General features: G+C 70.9%; 10 protein-coding genes and 2 tRNA genes. 5 read left to right on the top strand and 7 right to left on the bottom strand.

Features of this window, described 5'->3' with window-relative positions; all coding sequences use genetic code 11:
* On the bottom strand, positions 1–375 hold a 375-nt coding region (locus AC1DY2_RS05625), incomplete at its 3' end, for a hypothetical protein (RefSeq protein ID WP_476761522.1).
* A 225-nt stretch (positions 376–600) separates the two neighbouring features.
* On the opposite strand from AC1DY2_RS05625, the gene AC1DY2_RS05620 reads away from it, so the two are divergent.
* Together AC1DY2_RS05620 and AC1DY2_RS05615 are read left to right on the top strand one after the other, a co-directional pair.
* Entirely contained in the window at positions 601–1,749 is a 1,149-nt protein-coding gene (locus tag AC1DY2_RS05620; RefSeq protein WP_476761521.1) for a zinc-dependent alcohol dehydrogenase, read from the top strand.
* Positions 1,750–1,762: 13 nt separating this feature from the next.
* Positions 1,763–2,335, top strand: a complete 573-nt coding sequence (locus tag AC1DY2_RS05615; protein WP_476761520.1) for a hypothetical protein — start codon at positions 1,763–1,765, stop codon at positions 2,333–2,335.
* A 45-nt stretch (positions 2,336–2,380) separates the two neighbouring features.
* Here AC1DY2_RS05615 and AC1DY2_RS05610 read toward each other — a convergent pair whose 3' ends face one another.
* Together AC1DY2_RS05610 and AC1DY2_RS05605 are read right to left on the bottom strand one after the other, a co-directional pair.
* Positions 2,381–4,321 carry a DEAD/DEAH box helicase gene (locus AC1DY2_RS05610; RefSeq protein ID WP_476761519.1) on the bottom strand — a complete coding sequence of 647 codons (1,941 nt, stop codon included), beginning with the start codon at positions 4,319–4,321 and terminating at the stop codon, positions 2,381–2,383.
* Between the two features lie 124 nt (positions 4,322–4,445).
* Positions 4,446–7,700, bottom strand: a complete 3,255-nt coding sequence (locus tag AC1DY2_RS05605; RefSeq protein WP_476761518.1) for a rhamnogalacturonan lyase family protein — start codon at positions 7,698–7,700, stop codon at positions 4,446–4,448.
* A gap of 426 nt (positions 7,701–8,126) precedes the next feature.
* Here AC1DY2_RS05605 and phoA point away from each other — a divergent pair, with 426 nt between their 5' ends.
* A complete protein-coding gene (phoA, locus tag AC1DY2_RS05600; protein WP_476761517.1) occupies positions 8,127–9,641 on the top strand; it encodes an alkaline phosphatase in 1,515 nt (504 codons plus the stop codon).
* A 94-nt stretch (positions 9,642–9,735) separates the two neighbouring features.
* Here phoA and AC1DY2_RS05595 read toward each other — a convergent pair whose 3' ends face one another.
* Both AC1DY2_RS05595 and AC1DY2_RS05590 read right to left on the bottom strand, forming a co-directional pair.
* Positions 9,736–10,299, bottom strand: coding sequence for a dihydrofolate reductase family protein (locus AC1DY2_RS05595; protein WP_476761516.1), 564 nt, complete (start codon positions 10,297–10,299; stop codon positions 9,736–9,738).
* Positions 10,300–10,374: 75 nt separating this feature from the next.
* Positions 10,375–11,235 (bottom strand): helix-turn-helix transcriptional regulator, encoded by an 861-nt coding sequence (locus AC1DY2_RS05590; protein ID WP_476761515.1) that lies wholly within the window; start codon positions 11,233–11,235, stop codon positions 10,375–10,377.
* 136 nt (positions 11,236–11,371) lie between these two features.
* On the opposite strand from AC1DY2_RS05590, the gene AC1DY2_RS05585 reads away from it, so the two are divergent.
* On the top strand, positions 11,372–12,352 hold the full coding sequence (locus AC1DY2_RS05585; protein WP_476761514.1) for an aldo/keto reductase: 981 nt from the start codon (positions 11,372–11,374) through the stop codon (positions 12,350–12,352).
* 71 nt (positions 12,353–12,423) lie between these two features.
* Here the strand turns inward: AC1DY2_RS05585 and AC1DY2_RS05580 are convergent.
* Positions 12,424–12,497 (bottom strand) — tRNA-Met (locus AC1DY2_RS05580).
* A 35-nt stretch (positions 12,498–12,532) separates the two neighbouring features.
* Positions 12,533–12,604 (bottom strand) — tRNA-Thr (locus tag AC1DY2_RS05575).
* Positions 12,605–12,972: 368 nt separating this feature from the next.
* Between AC1DY2_RS05575 and AC1DY2_RS05570 the strand changes: the two genes are divergently transcribed.
* Positions 12,973–14,579 (top strand): winged helix-turn-helix domain-containing protein (locus tag AC1DY2_RS05570; protein WP_476761513.1); only part of this gene is annotated, 1,607 nt, incomplete at its 3' end.

Below are 14,579 nucleotides of genomic sequence, written 5' to 3'. Positions count from 1 at the left end.
CGGGAGGATCGGGCCGAACGTGCCGGGCTCCCCGCGCTCGGTGGAGGTCGGCCGAACGGTGCCGACAGCCGGGGCGGCGTCGTCGGCCTGGTGCGGCGGCGCGGTGGACTGCAGCACGGCTATGGTGCCACCGAGCATCGCCACCGTCGCGAACGTGGCCGCGACCACGAACACGGGCAGTCGCCGCTTCGAGACCCATGCGACCGCCGTGGCGCGCCGCGGCCCCACCCACGTGGCAGCGCGTGCGAACCCTGCTCCCAGCGCCGACGTCAGGCCGCCGACCGCTGGGGTCGAGTCGGCCGGTGCGGCGTGGCGTCCCCGGCGTCGCCCGGACCGGCCCGCGGACTCGTCGTGCTCGGACATCGCCGTCGCCACCTCCGCCTGCTCGCTCCGCCGGCACCCCCGAATGGGGCGCACGATCCGTATCGAGGATAGGCGGTGTGAGGATGCCTCGCACACACGGGCAGGGATGCGGCCGTGCCTCGGCGACGCCCTGCGGCATCCGCCGACCGACCCACGCGCAACCCCCTTGCCTCGCCGAACGGCGGATGGTTTCGTGGCCGGCCTGGGTGCGCGACCGATCACGAGGAGCAGGAACCCATGAAGGCCATGGTGTACCGCGGACCGTACAAGGTGCGCGTCGAGGAGAAGGACATCCCCAGGATCGAGCATCCGAACGATGCGATCGTGCGCGTGCGACTTGCGGCGATCTGCGGATCCGACCTGCACCTGTACCACGGCATGATGCCCGACACGAGGGTGGGCCACACGTTCGGGCACGAGTTCGTGGGCGAGGTCGTCGAGGTCGGGTCGTCCGTCGAGCGGCTCACGGCGGGCGACCGGGTGATGGTGCCGTTCAACATCTACTGCGGGTCGTGCTACTTCTGTTCGCGCGGCCTCTACTCGAACTGCCACAACGTCAACCCGAACGCGACCGCGGTGGGCGGCATCTACGGCTACTCGCACACCTGCGGCGGCTACGACGGCGCGCAGTCCGAGTACGTGCGCGTGCCGTTCGCCGACGTCGGCCCCGGCGTGATCCCCGACTGGCTCGACGAGGAGGACGCGCTGCTCATGACCGACGCCCTGTCGACGGGGTACTTCGGCGCGCAGCTCGGCGACATCGAGGAGGGCGACACCGTCGTGGTCTTCGGCGCGGGCCCCGTCGGCCTCTTCGCGGCGAAGTCGTCGTGGCTCATGGGCGCCGGGCGCGTGATCGTGGTCGACCACCTCGAGTACCGGCTCGCGAAGGCCCGGGACTTCGCGGACGCCGAGACGGTGAACTTCGCCGAGGTCGACGACGTGGTCGTGCACCTGAAGAAGCTCACCGATGGCCTGGGCGCGGATGTCGGGATCGACGCCGTGGGCGCGGAGGCCGACGGCAACTTCACCCAGCACGTCACGTCGGCCAAGCTCAGGCTCCAGGGCGGCTCCCCCATCGCGCTCAACTGGGCGATCGACTCCGTGCGCAAGGGCGCCACCGTCTCGGTCATGGGCGCCTACGGACCCATGTTCAGCGCCGTGAAGTTCGGCGATGCCATGAACAAGGGGCTCACGCTCCGGATGAACCAGTGCCCCGTCAAGCGGCAGTGGCCACGGCTGCTCGAGCACATCCGCAACGGCTACCTGAAGCCGAGCGACATCGTCACCCACCGCATCCCACTCGAGCACATCGCCGAGGGGTACCACATGTTCTCGGCCAAGCTCGATGACTGCATCAAGCCGATCATCGTGCCGAGCGCCGCCTGAGGAGGAGATCACCATGCCGTACACGCCGACCCAGCACGACTACCACGTCGACCGCGAAGCCCTGCGCGCCCGCATCGCCGGATGGGGCGCCGACCTCGACCCCGCCGACCGCCCGGCCGTGCCGCGCGAGTGGCACGACCCCGACGGTACCGGTGCGCACTGGACCTTCCCCGACCGCCAGCCCGAGCACGGCAGCCGCGAGCGCTCCATCGAGCACCAGCAGTTGACCCCCGTCTTCGGCACCGCGCAGCCGCTGCACGGCGTATCGGGCGCGATCCGCCGGTACGCCTACGACCGGTACAGCGAGGGACGCGCCGCGCATTGGCTGCTGCTCATTCTCGGCGACCGCGTCGACTCCGTCGGCGCCCACGTGCGGTCGTTCGCGTCGCTGCGCCCCGACAACCCGATCACCGAGACGGGCGTGCTGAGCGAGTTCCGCCGGCACGGCGTGCGCTCGAGGTTCGGCGTCACCCGCGTCGACCGGTCGCACACCTGGATCGACCCGATCCTCATCGCCGGCCCGTGGGTGCTGGCCGCCGTGGGCGCCGTCACGATCGTGCGGGGGGCCGTTCGGGCGCTCCGCTGAGACGTCGATCGACGGATGCCGCGGCGGACCGCCGCGGCATCCGCGTCAGTCGGTCGTGGCGGCCCCGGCCGTCTTGTGCCGCGGCTTGCGGGCGGGTGCATCGTCACCGCCGTGCTCGGATGACGCGTCACCGCCTGCGCTGCGTTCGCGGCTCTCGCGGTCGTCCCAGCGCGGACGCGGGTCGCGGGTGTCGCGACGCGGGCGGCTGCTTCGGTCTCCGCGATCGCCACGGTCGTCGCGACGGCGGGGCCCGCCGGTGTCGGGTCGCAGCTCGATGAGCCGTCCCGAGATGCGCGTGCCCGTGAGCCGGTCGAGGGTGTCGGGCGACAGGTCGGCGGGAAGCTCGACGAGCGAGAACTCGGGCCGGATCTGGATGGCGCCGAAGTCGTCGCGCTGCAGGCCGCCCTCGTTCGCGAGCGCCCCGACGATCTGGCGCGGCTCGACCTTGTGACGCCGGCCCACGGCGATGCGGTACGTGGTCATCGGCTTCGCGCCGGGACGCGGTCGCCGCTCGGGGCGGTCGCCCTCGCCGCGGTACCGCTCGGCGCCACGGCCGTCGCCGCGCTCGCCGCGTCCGGGGCGGTCGCGGTCGTCGCGGTCGAACCGCTGCGGCGGGCGCACGGGCTCGGGCTCGAGCAGCAGCGGCGAATCGCCCTGCGCGACCACGGCGAGCGCTGCCGCGACATCCGCCTCGGGCACGTCGTGGTTGCGCACGTAGTGGGCGATGATGTCGCGGAACCCGTCGATGCGCTCGGCCTGGCCGAGTGCCGCGCGGATGCGGTCGTCGAAGCGGGCCAGGCGGGTGACGTTGACGTCGTCGACGCTCGGCAGCTGCATCTGCGTGATGGGCTGCTTGGTCGCCTTCTCGATGCGGGTGAGCAGGCCGCGTTCGCGCGGGGTCACGAAGCTGATCGCGTCGCCGGTGCGGCCCGCGCGGCCGGTGCGGCCGATGCGGTGCACGTAGGGCTCGCTGTCGCTCGGGATGTCGAAGTTCACCACGTGGCTGATGCGCTCGACGTCGAGGCCGCGCGCCGCGACATCCGTCGCCACCAGGATGTCGAGCTTTCCCGACTTCAACTGGTTCACCGTGCGCTCGCGCTGCACCTGGGCGATGTCGCCGTTGATCGCCGCGGCCGAGTAGCCGCGGGCCCGCAGCTTCTCGGCGAGCTCCTCGGTGACGCTCTTCGTGCGCACGAACACGATCATGCCCTCGAAGTTCTCGACCTCGAGGATGCGCGTGAGGGCGTCGATCTTCTGCTGGTACGACACGACGAGGTAGCGCTGCGTGATGTTCGCCGAGGTCTGGGTCTTGGTCTTGACCGTGATCTCCTCGGGGTCGTGCAGGTACTGCTTCGACATACGCCGGATCGCGGCGGGCATGGTCGCGGAGAACAACGCGACCTGCTTGTCGTCTGGGGTGTCGGCGAGGATCGTCTCGACGTCCTCGGCGAAGCCCATCTTGAGCATCTCGTCGGCTTCATCGAGCACGAGGTACTTGAGCTCCGACAGGTCGAGGGTGCGCTTGTCGAGGTGGTCCATGATGCGGCCCGGCGTGCCGACGATGATGTGCACGCCGCGTCGCAGCGCCGAGAGCTGCACCCCGTACCCCTGGCCGCCGTAGACCGGGAGGATGTGCACGCCCTTGAGGTGCGCCGCGTAGCGCTCGAACGCCTCGCAGACCTGCAGGGCGAGCTCGCGGGTGGGCGCCAGCACGAGCGCCTGCGGGGTCTTCTGGTGCAGGTCGAGGCGCGCCAGGATCGGCAGCGCGAACGCCGCCGTCTTGCCCGTGCCGGTCTGCGCGAGGCCGACGACGTCGCGGCCCGCGAGCAGGGTGGGAATGGTCGCCGCCTGGATCGCCGACGGGGTCTCGTAGCCCACATCGTCGAGCGCCTTGAGCACCGGCCCGTCGAGGCCGAGGTCGGCGAACGTGATCGCGGCGGGCTCGTCAGGAGCCTCGACCTCGACCGGAGCATCGCTGGAAGTCACGCTTCAGGGTAGACCGTCGGGCTGTGAGGCGGTGGGATGCCGCGGGACGGCCGGAAGGGCCGGCCCATGCGGACCGACCCCTCCCCGCTTCACCCCGAGCGCGTCAGTGCCCGGAGCACTGCCGTCACTCGACCAGCGTGAACGTCACCGTGGTGACGTTGCCCGCGACGTCGAACACCTGCAGCTCGTTGGCACCGAGCCGAGCGCCGTGGGTGCCGGGCCTGAGGTTGTTCACGTTGGCGTGGGTGCGGTCGGCCAGGACCTGCTCCACGCCGTTCACCGTGACCCGGTCGATCTTGCCCGCGTCGAAGATCGTGAACGAGACCTTGGTGTAGACCCCGTCCTTCCCCTTCGAGTCGGGCTTCACCGAGACATCCGGAGCCGTCGTGTCAGGTGCGGCCGGCACGGCGATGTCGGTCCGCATCGCGGGCAGCTCCGCCTCATCGCCGAGGTAGAAGCTCGCGAACCCGACCTGGTCGTAGCCGGTGTTCTTGTTGGCCACGCCGTTGCGGTACATCGGGTCGTGCATGAGCGTGCGGATGCCGTACTCGGTCGGTGCCAGCGACGTGACGATGCCGAGGCGGTTGCCGCTCGCCCGCAGCACGAGCTCCTCGCGCCAGTCGCCGAGCAGGTCGGCCTTGAGGGTCGGCGTGCTCTTGTTGCCGGTCGACGTCAGGCCGGTCGCGAGGTACGAGGACGCCGCGAACGTCAGGTCGTCGATGCGGTTGACCGTCGAGCCGTTGACCGCCATGTGCGTCAGGCCGCCCCCGAACCAGATCGCGTTCTGGCCCTGCGCGATGCCCCGAGGGCTCGCCGTGGTCGTCAGGATCTCGCCCGTGACCATGCTGCGCACCTCGTTCGTGGCACCCGCCGAACCGGCCTGAGCGCCGGGCCAGCGGTTGGAGTAGTTGCCCGCCACGCTGCCCTCGTCGTCGCTCGCCGCGTACACGCCATAGATCAGCGAGTTCTCGACCACGACGTCGCCGTGCTCGTCGAGCCGCTTGCCCTTCATCGGGTCGTAGCCGGCGGGACCCGGGAGCCAGCCCGTGTGCACGCCGGTGCGCAGGTCGTCGAGGAGGTGCTCCTCCATGCCCGACCACTCCCTGATGTGGTTCTCCTTGTCGACGGGCAGCAGTGCGCTGCGGTCGCCGTGCCGGAGCGGAGCCCACACGTTCTCGGGGTTGTTCCGCACCTCGTCGGTCGCGAACTGGAACGCGCCGGGGACCGGCGGGACGCCGTCCTGCCCCTCGATCGTGGGCATGACGTCGCCGTTCAGCACCTTCGGCAGGATCTTGGTCTTGTCGGCGTTCAGGCCGAGCACCATCGCCTTCAGCACCACCTCGTCCCAGCCGTCGCCGTCGAGGTCGGCCGAGGTGGTGAAGTGGTTGCCGCGGTTCTGGTAGTCGTAGGCGCTGCCGCCCAGCGACCAGTACTGCGGGTCGGCCGAGTCGAAGCTCGCCTGCAGGTTCACCTGTCCGTCGACGAGGTTGAAGGCGGCGAGCGTGGTGCGGTGGTAGTAGCCGCGTTGCGACACGGCGTACTTGTTCACGCCGTCGAGCGCCGCGACGACGCCCACGTAGCGGTTGGCGCGGTTGCCCTGCGCGTCACCGAACGAAGCGGCCTTCCACGGATGCTGCAGCCAGTACGCCTCGCTCTCGGCCATGATCTGCGCCTTGTAGTCGTTCGCCGACGTGCCCGCGCCGGGGCCCGGGAACGCCAGGTACGAGTAGTTGCCGCGCTGGGTGGCCGGGGTCATCGCCCAGTTCTCGCCGTCGACGCTCGCCCGGTAGGGGAACGGGTAGGTCTCGCTGTCGACGAGCTCGCCCTGCCCGGCGTCGGCGTTCCACTCGAACGCGGAGAAGAACTCCTGGTCGTCCTTCGCGGGGCCGATCGGGCCGACGTGGTACGTCTTGATCCATCGCTTGATGTTCGGATCGTTGGGTCCGTCGTTCCCGCCCCCCGCCGTCGGGCTCCGGTACGAGATGCTGAAGCTGTTGAGGAGCGACCAGTAGGTGTCGAGCGCCTGCTCGTCGCCGGTGGCGAAGTACTCCTTGAACTTCTCGGTCGTGGAGTTCACGCCGTCCTCGCCGCCGACGACGCCCGAGTCGGGGTAGACGACGGACTGCGAGGCCTCGTCCCAGTTGCCGATGCGCGTGCCCAGTGCGGTCTTCAGCATGAGCTCGGACTTGCCGTCGCCGTCGAAGTCCTCGGCGAACAGGGTGGTCTCGTGGTCGTTGGCCGCCCGCACGTTGTAGCCCATGTCCACGCGGAACAGCAGGGTGCCGTCCTGCTTGTACACGTCGATGTACTCGGGCGCCGTCGTGGTGTTCGCGCCGCCGAAGATCGGCTCGGAGTACATCGGGTCGACCTGGGTGCTCCGCCACTTCACGACGATCTCGTACTCGCCGTCGCCGTCGAAGTCGCCCACGGTCATGTCGTGAGTCGAGTATGCGCCGCTCTGCGACGTCTCGATGGCGCCCGTCGCCGTCTCGGCGTAGGGAAGCGAGGTGCCCGAGTCGAGGTTCTCGACGTAGGCGATGAACTCGCCCTCGAGCTCGTCGTAGAGCGCCTTCGTGACCTTGCCGTCGACGAGGGCGTTCGTCAGGGGCCGGGGAGCGGCGTAGGTCGCCACGCCGAGCGCGTTCGGGGTGGTGTTGTGCGCGTTGAGCGCGGCGACCCACCCGTCGAGCTGCTCCTGCGTCACCGTCGCCTGCTCCTCGTACGCCACGCGGAAACCCTTGAGCAGGTCCATGTCGACGACGTACCAGTTCTGGCCGCCGGTGCCGGGGATGACCATGCCGGCGGCGTTCAGGTTGACGTTCGGGCCGCCGAACCGATTGCCGGAGCCGCGGTAGGTGAAGTGCGCGAGCGGCACGGGCGCCGGCGCGGGCTTCAGCGGGATGTAGTGCACCGCACCGCGATCGGCCTGGCCCGACCCGCCCGGGAGCGCCGAGAGCATGGGCACGCTCATGCCCTGCCGTGCGCCCTCGACGCCGTCGACCACGGGGGCGACCTCGTAGACGGACGTGAGCGCGCCGTCGGGGTCGGTGTAGTTCGACGGGGTGACGTCCTCCTTCACGACCCCGGGGTTCGTGTCGTAGTCGCTCTCGGGCTGCACGTCGCGCGGCGCGATGGTGGTGATCTTCGCGAATTCGGCGTCACCGTCCTTGCGGTAGACGTTCCACGACAGGCCGTCGGGTTCGTCGCCGAGGAAGCGCCAGCTGAGGAAGATCCCTCCGGCTGTCTGGGCGCCGACCAGCCCCCGGGTGAGGTATTCGACGGGACGGAGGTCGGATTTCGGCGCAGCGGTCGCGGCGCCCGCGGCTCCTGGGAGCAGGGCGCCGCCGGCGACCAGGGCCGCGGCCGTCGCGACGGCCACGAGCGGGCGCGACCAGCGGGAGACGCGCGAAGGGGTGGGTGATTCGAGAGCGCGACCGCGCGGTGAGCGCGCCGAACTGCGTGGTGAGATGGACGAGACCATGCCTGCCTTCTTCGTTGAAAGGGTCTGACGAGGCTTCCGTGCCCAGCGCGTTCCCGGCATGGTCGATCGCCCGTCATGCGGGTCGTGCCGACCGTCGCTCGCCGTCGAGGACTTGCTGAGGAATACGCTTTCCACCCTCCACGCTATGCCGCGGTTTCCGGGTCTGTCAAGGAATCATCGAATCGATTCATCCGGTGCGGCGCGGCGAGTTCACCACGCCTTCGTCCGGTATTCACGCTGCGGACGACCGGGGCTGGTGCGCTGGCTGCGGTCGCCCGATCGACCGGCCTTCCGGCCATCAACCCCACTCCCAGGAGGAACCGAATGCCCTTCCGTGTCACCAAGCTGCGGGCCGCGTCGGCCGCTGCCGCGCTCCTCGGCGCCGGCGCGATCGTCGCCGCGTCGAGCCTCTCCGCGACCGCCGCGCCGGAGCCGTCGCCCGACCAGCCCGGCGGCGCCATCCGCCACAGCGCGTCGGGCTTCGGCGACGCTGCCGCGCTCGCCCGCTCGCTGCTGCCCACTCCCGCACGCAACGTCATCCTCCTCATCGGCGACGGCATGGGGGACAGCGAGATCACGATCGCCCGCGACTACCTCTACGGCGCCGGCGGCGAGCTCCCGGGCATCGACGCCCTGCCCGTGACCGGCCAGTACACCACCTACTCGCTCTACAAGGACGGCGACCCGCTCGCGGGCAAGCCCGACTACACGCCCGACTCCGCGTCGACCGGCACCGGCTGGGCGACCGGCACGAAGACGTACGACAACGCGGTCTCGGTCGACATCCACGGCACCGCGCAGAAGACGCTGCTCGAGCTCGCGAAGGCGAACGGCCTGCGCACGGGCGACGTGACCACCTCGGAGATCCAGGACGCGACGCCCGCCGTGCAGGTCGCGCACGTGGCGGCCCGCAGCTGCTACGGACCCGACAGCCCCAGCTGCGGTGCGGACGCCCTGGCGAACGGCGGCGCCGGCTCGATCTCGGAGCAGCTGCTCGACACGCGCCCCGACGTGACACTCGGCGGCGGCGCGGCGACGTTCGCGCAGACCGCCAAGGCCGGTGAATGGGCGGGCATGTCCCTGCTCGACCAGGCCGAGGACCGCGGCTACGAGGTCGTCACTGACGGCGCCGGCCTCGCGGGGCTGTCGAAGGCGAATCAGGATGCCCCGGTGCTGGGGCTGTTCGCGGGCGGCAACCTCCCCACCCGCTTCGCCCCGAACGTGGCCACCGTCGGCGGCTCGGGCGCGGCCACGGGCGTGGAGTGCCAGCCGAACCCCGACTACCTCGGGGCATCCGGTGTCACGCTGAAGGCGATGACCGAGAAGTCGATCCAGCTCCTCAACGACAAGAAGGCCAAGAAGGGCTTCTTCCTGCAGGTCGAGGGCGCCTCCATCGACAAGCGCGACCACGCCGCCGACGCCTGCGGACAGATCGGCGAGACGCAGGACTTCGACGAGGCGGTGCAGGCGGCGCTCGCGTTCGCCAAGGCCGACAAGAACACCCTGGTGATCGTCACGGCCGACCACGCGCACTCCTCGCAGATCGTCGACGGCCCCACGCCCGGTCTCGGCACGACGCTCACGACGGTCGAGCAGGCTCCGCTGCGGATCTCCTACGGCACGTCGGCCGAGGGAGGCTCGCAGCAGCACACCGGTTCGCAGCTGCGCATCGCGGCCTACGGCCCGAGTGCGATCGGCGTCCTGGGCCTCACCGACCAGACCGACACGTTCTTCACCATCGCGAACGCGCTGAAGCTGAACACGGGCGTGAAGGTGAGCTGGCCGCTGCCGAAGGGACCGCAGGCGACCAAGCCGTGGGACACGCGCCGCGCCGGGTGAGCGCGAGCACGTGAGGGCGCGAGTGCCCCGTCTGCTGAGGCAGGCGGGGCACTCCGCTCTCGCGGCCGCTGTGCCCCGGCATCCGCAGTGCGTGTCAGCGCCTCGTCTCGTACCGGTTCATCACCGCCCCGCCGGGAAACGTTCGCGTTTCCAGGAGGTTCAGGTTCACCCAGCTGTCCAGCGTGGTGAAGAACGGCCTGCCGCCCCCCACGAGGACCGGATGGGTCACGATCGTGTATTCGTCGACCAGCCCGGCCCGCATCGCCGCCGCGGCGAGCGTGGCACCGCCGACCCGCATCGGCTCGCCGTCCCCGGCCTTCAGGCGGGTGATCTCGGCGACCGCGTCGCCCTTGACGAGGCGGGCGTTCCAGTCGACCCGATCGATCGTCGAGGAGAACACCAGCTTGGGTGTGTCCCGCCAGTTCCGCGCGAACTCGATCTGCGCAGGGGTGGCGTCGGGCTGCTGGTCGCCGGTCGGCCAGTGGGAACTCATCGTCTCCCACAGCTTGCGTCCGTACATCAACAGCCCGATCGCCACCTCCTGGTCGAGCCACCACTGGAACAGCTCGTCGCTCGGCGCGCCCCAGCCGATGTCGTCGCCGGCCGCGGCGACGTAGCCGTCCAGCGTCACGTTCATGCCGTAGATCACTTTGCGCATGGCGCCAGCCTGCCGTCATTCGGCCCCCACCGTAAAGGCCGAGCGGCCGGGGGATGTCGCGAGGCGGACGGACGGTCACCGAACGGCGGTCTCGGCCACGTTGGCGAGGAGTTGGAGGCGTTCGTGGGTCGGCGAACCTGGTTCGGCGGAGAAGACGACCATCTGGAGTCCCCGGTCGGACGCGAGGTCCATCGCCTGGAAGGTGAGGTCGAGGTCGCCGACGAGCGGATGGTGGACGAGCTTGAGGCCGGTGCGGTGTTCGCGGACGTCGTGAGCTCCCCAGAGCTTTCGGAACAGGTCGCTGCGGGTGGAGAGTTCGCCGACGAGGTCGGTCAGCTGACGGTCGTATGGCGAACGGCCGGCTTCGGCGCGAAGGACGGCCACGATCTGGCGGGTCTGCGCGTCCCATTCCCGGTAGAAGACCTGGGCGCGCGGTTCGAGGAAGATGAATCGGGCGGCGTTGGCCGGCGGTCGGACGCCGTCGAGCATCTCTGAGAAGAGGGCCGCCCCGAGCCGGTTGGTGGCGATGGCGTCGAGACGGCCGTTCTGTATGAAGACCGGCACCGTCGACATGGCGTCGATGGTCTGCCTCATGCCGGACGTGAGCTGCGTCTTCCGGGTGGTCCGGGCTCGTTGCTGCGGGTGAGCCCCGGCATTGGCGGCGCGGACCAGGTCATACAAATGGGCGTGTTCGGCGTCGTCGAGTTGCAGGGCACGGCTCACGCCGTCGATGACGGCTTCGGAGACCCCGGCCGCGTTGCCCCGCTCGAGGCGTTTGTAGTACTCCGCGCTCATTCCGGCCACCAGCGCGACCTCTTCCCGACGGAGCCCCGGAACCCGGCGTCGACCGCCGAAGTCGGGCAGCCCCACCTGCGACGGCGTGAGCTTCGCGCGCCGCGTGGTGAGGAACTCGCTGATCGCGTCGGAGGTGTCCATGCCATCGAAGCTACGCCGACTCAGGGCGCGCATGGGGTCCCTGCCGGGGCACCCATGGGTAGGGCCACGCTCACTCCAGCGGACTCGCGTTGACTCGAACCAGGCCTGACCCACACACGAACAGAAGGACATCACCATGAAGAACGCACACCTCGGAAGCCTCGAGGTCTCCCGCATCGGCCTCGGCGCCATGACGATGGCCGGCACCTACACGACGGGTGGAGGTCTCGACCACGACGAGTCCATCCGCACCATCCACCGCGCCCTCGACTTGGGTGTCACCCACATCGACACCGCCGAAGTGTACGGCCCGTACCTCAGCGAGGAGATCCTCGGCCAGGCCATCCGCGGCCGCCGCGACCAGGTGAAGGTCGCCACCAAGTTCGGGCTCGTCTCCCACTCCGGCGGCGGACCGGGTGTGATCGACAGCGCACCTGCGAACGTGAAGGCCGCCGTCGAGGGCTCCCTGCGGCGCCTCGGCACCGACCACATCGACCTCTACTACCAGCACCGCGTGGACCCGAACACGCCCATCGAGAACACCGCGGGCGCGGTCGCCGACCTGATCGCCGAGGGCAAGGTGCTCCACTTCGGCCTGTCCGAGGCGTCCGCACGGACCATTCGCCGGGCACACGCCGTGCATCCGGTCTCGGCGCTGCAGACCGAGTACTCGCTGTGGACGCGCGACGTGGAAGCGGAGATCCTGCCCCTGCTCCGGGAGCTCGGCATCGGCTTCGTCCCCTACTCCCCCCTCGGCCATGGACTCCTGACCGGGCAGATCCGCTCCGCGGCCGACATCCCCGACGATGACTGGCGGAAGACCAACCCGCGGTTCGTGGGCGAGAACTTCGACCGCAACCTGCGCCTCGTCGACGAGGTCCGTGCGATCGGCGCGGAGATCGGTGCGACCCCCGCGCAGACGGCACTGGCGTGGATCCTCACGCGCGGCGACGACATCGCCCCGATCCCGGGCACACGCCGGGTGGCGCGAGTGGAGGAGAACACCGCAGCCGACGAGGTCGAACTCACCCCGGACCAGGCCGCCCGCCTGACCGCGCTCGAGCCGGCCGCCGGTGAACGACACGACGAAGCCAACATGGTCTCGATCGACACGTGAGTGTGTCGCGGCAGCGACAGCGCGTCGACGACCGAGGGAAACGAACCCGCGATCGCGGAGTTCTGCTGTTGTAGCGAGGGCGGGACTCGAACCCGCGACACCACGATTATGAGCCGTGTGCTCTAACCACCTGAGCTACCCCGCCGGGTAGGCCTCGTCGGTCGAACCGAAGAGAACCAGAGCCCCGAGTCAGGATTGAACTGACGACCCCTTCCTTACCATGGAAGTGCTCTACCACTGAGCTATCGGGGCGTGTGCCGCAATCGGCAACCGTACGAGGATATCACCTCGGAGGGCGTGGTCCGAACCGCGGCGGCGACGTCCGCGGCGGCTACTCCGAAGGGGCTTCGGCGGCACTGCATCGTACCTCGCTGCACCCCCGTATTGGGGTGCGGGGTGGGCGTGCCATCCGTGCTGACCCTCATGCGGCGCGGCAGGGGCGAGCGTAGCGTGAGCGCGTTCGGGTGGGTTCGACCGTCTTGGGGTGACGGGTCATGGGGTGCAGTTGGGGGTCGACGGCGTCGTCAGCCGGGGGCGTCCGGCGCSTGCGCCTGCACGCCCGGCTCCAGGCACCGGTCGTCTTCGTCGTCGGCGCGACGGGCGCGGGGAAGTCGACCCTCGTGCGTCACGCACTGGACGAGGACGGGGCATCCGCTCGCATCGTCACGGCCGGGCGCGACTGGCAACGGCCGGAGGTCGCCGCCCGGATGCTGGCCGAGGCCACGCGGGGCCGGCCCGCATCGCTGGCGATCGACGACGCCCACCACCTGATCGGCTCGGCATCGGAACGGGTGCTCGAGGGCTTCCTCGCCGAGGGCCGCGTGCCGCGGGTCGTCGTCGCCTCCCGCATCATGCCGTCGTTCGAGGTCAAGGGCGACGCGCTCGTCACCGCACCCGAGCTCGCCTTCCGGCTCGACGAGGTGGTCGCGCTGGTGCGCGCGCACGGCGGCCCGCGGATCGAGCTCGAGACAGCCTCGCGCCTCCGGGCCGAGACGGCGGGGTGGGCCGAGCCGATCCGCCTGCTCGCGCGCGTGGCCGAGCGCGTCGATCCGGACTCGCTCGATCGCGAGATGGCCGCGACGCTCGGCGGCGACTTCGCCGCGGTGTGGCTCGAACGGGTGCTCGCCGAGCTCCAGCCGCGCGTGGAGGCCGCGCTCGCCGCCTCGAGCGGGCTGCCCTCCCTCGACCTCGCCCGGTGCTCTCGGCTGCTCGGCGAGACGGACGGCGCCGCCCTGATCCGCGCGCTCGACGACGGCGAGGTCATGCACGGCCGCGCGCAGGGCGGCCGGCGTGCGCTGCCGCCGGTGCTCCGACGGCACCTCCTCGCACGGATGTCCCCGTCGGCACGCGTCGCGGCCGGGGAGGCCGCCGCGCGGGTGCTCCTCGAGGACCAGGCGATGACGGATGCCGCAGACGCGCTCGCGCACGGCGGCGCCTGGCCGTCGCTCGGGCAGCTGCTCGAGGCCGAGCCGGCGGCGGGGCGCTCCCCCGGACGATGGTCGGCACGGGTCCCGGCGCACGTGGGGCAGCGGACCCCGGCGATCGGCGACGCGGTCGAGCGTGCGCGTGCCGGGGAACGGCTGGCGCTCGTCGGCACTCGGTCGCGCCGCGCCGCGCTCACCTCGCGGGGGCCGATCCGCGTCGCGACGCTCGACCGCGGATCCGAGCTGCTGGCCTCCGCCGCCGCCTGCTTGCGGCGGGGCGACGCGACCGGCGCCGTGCCGCTGCTGCGCCGCGCGCTCCGAGCCGCCGAGGCGCCCGAGGAGTCCATCGCCGCCCGGCTCGCGCTCGCGGTGCTCCGCGTTCCGCTTGCCTCGGCGACGGCGACCATGCAGGCGCTCTGCGCCCTGGAAGGCGACGCCGTCGACCTCGGGCTCCCCGGCCTGGCCCGGGTCATCCGCGGGGCCATTGCGGCGAACTGCCTCGATGCGCCGAGACGCGCGGTGCGCGAGGTCGTCGAACGGTGCGAGCTCTACGACGACGACCTGGGCGCCGCGATCGTCGAGGGCATCGATGTGCTGGCTCAGCTGCGGCGCGGCGTGGTCGACGTCGCCCAGGCCATCGACTTCGCGGAACGCTGCGATCGGCTCGGGGAAGCCGAAGCCGCCGCCTGCTTGCGGCGGGGCGACGCGACCGGCGCCGTGCCGCTGCTGCGCCGCGCGCTCCGAGCCGCCGAGGCGCCCGAGGAGTCCATCGCCGCCCGGCTCGCGCTCGCGGTGCTCCGCGT

Source organism: Agromyces sp. P1_H4, from assembly GCF_056405255.1.
The sequence above is the reverse complement of the archived record's forward strand: the minus strand, read 5'-3'. Positions and strand labels throughout refer to the sequence as shown.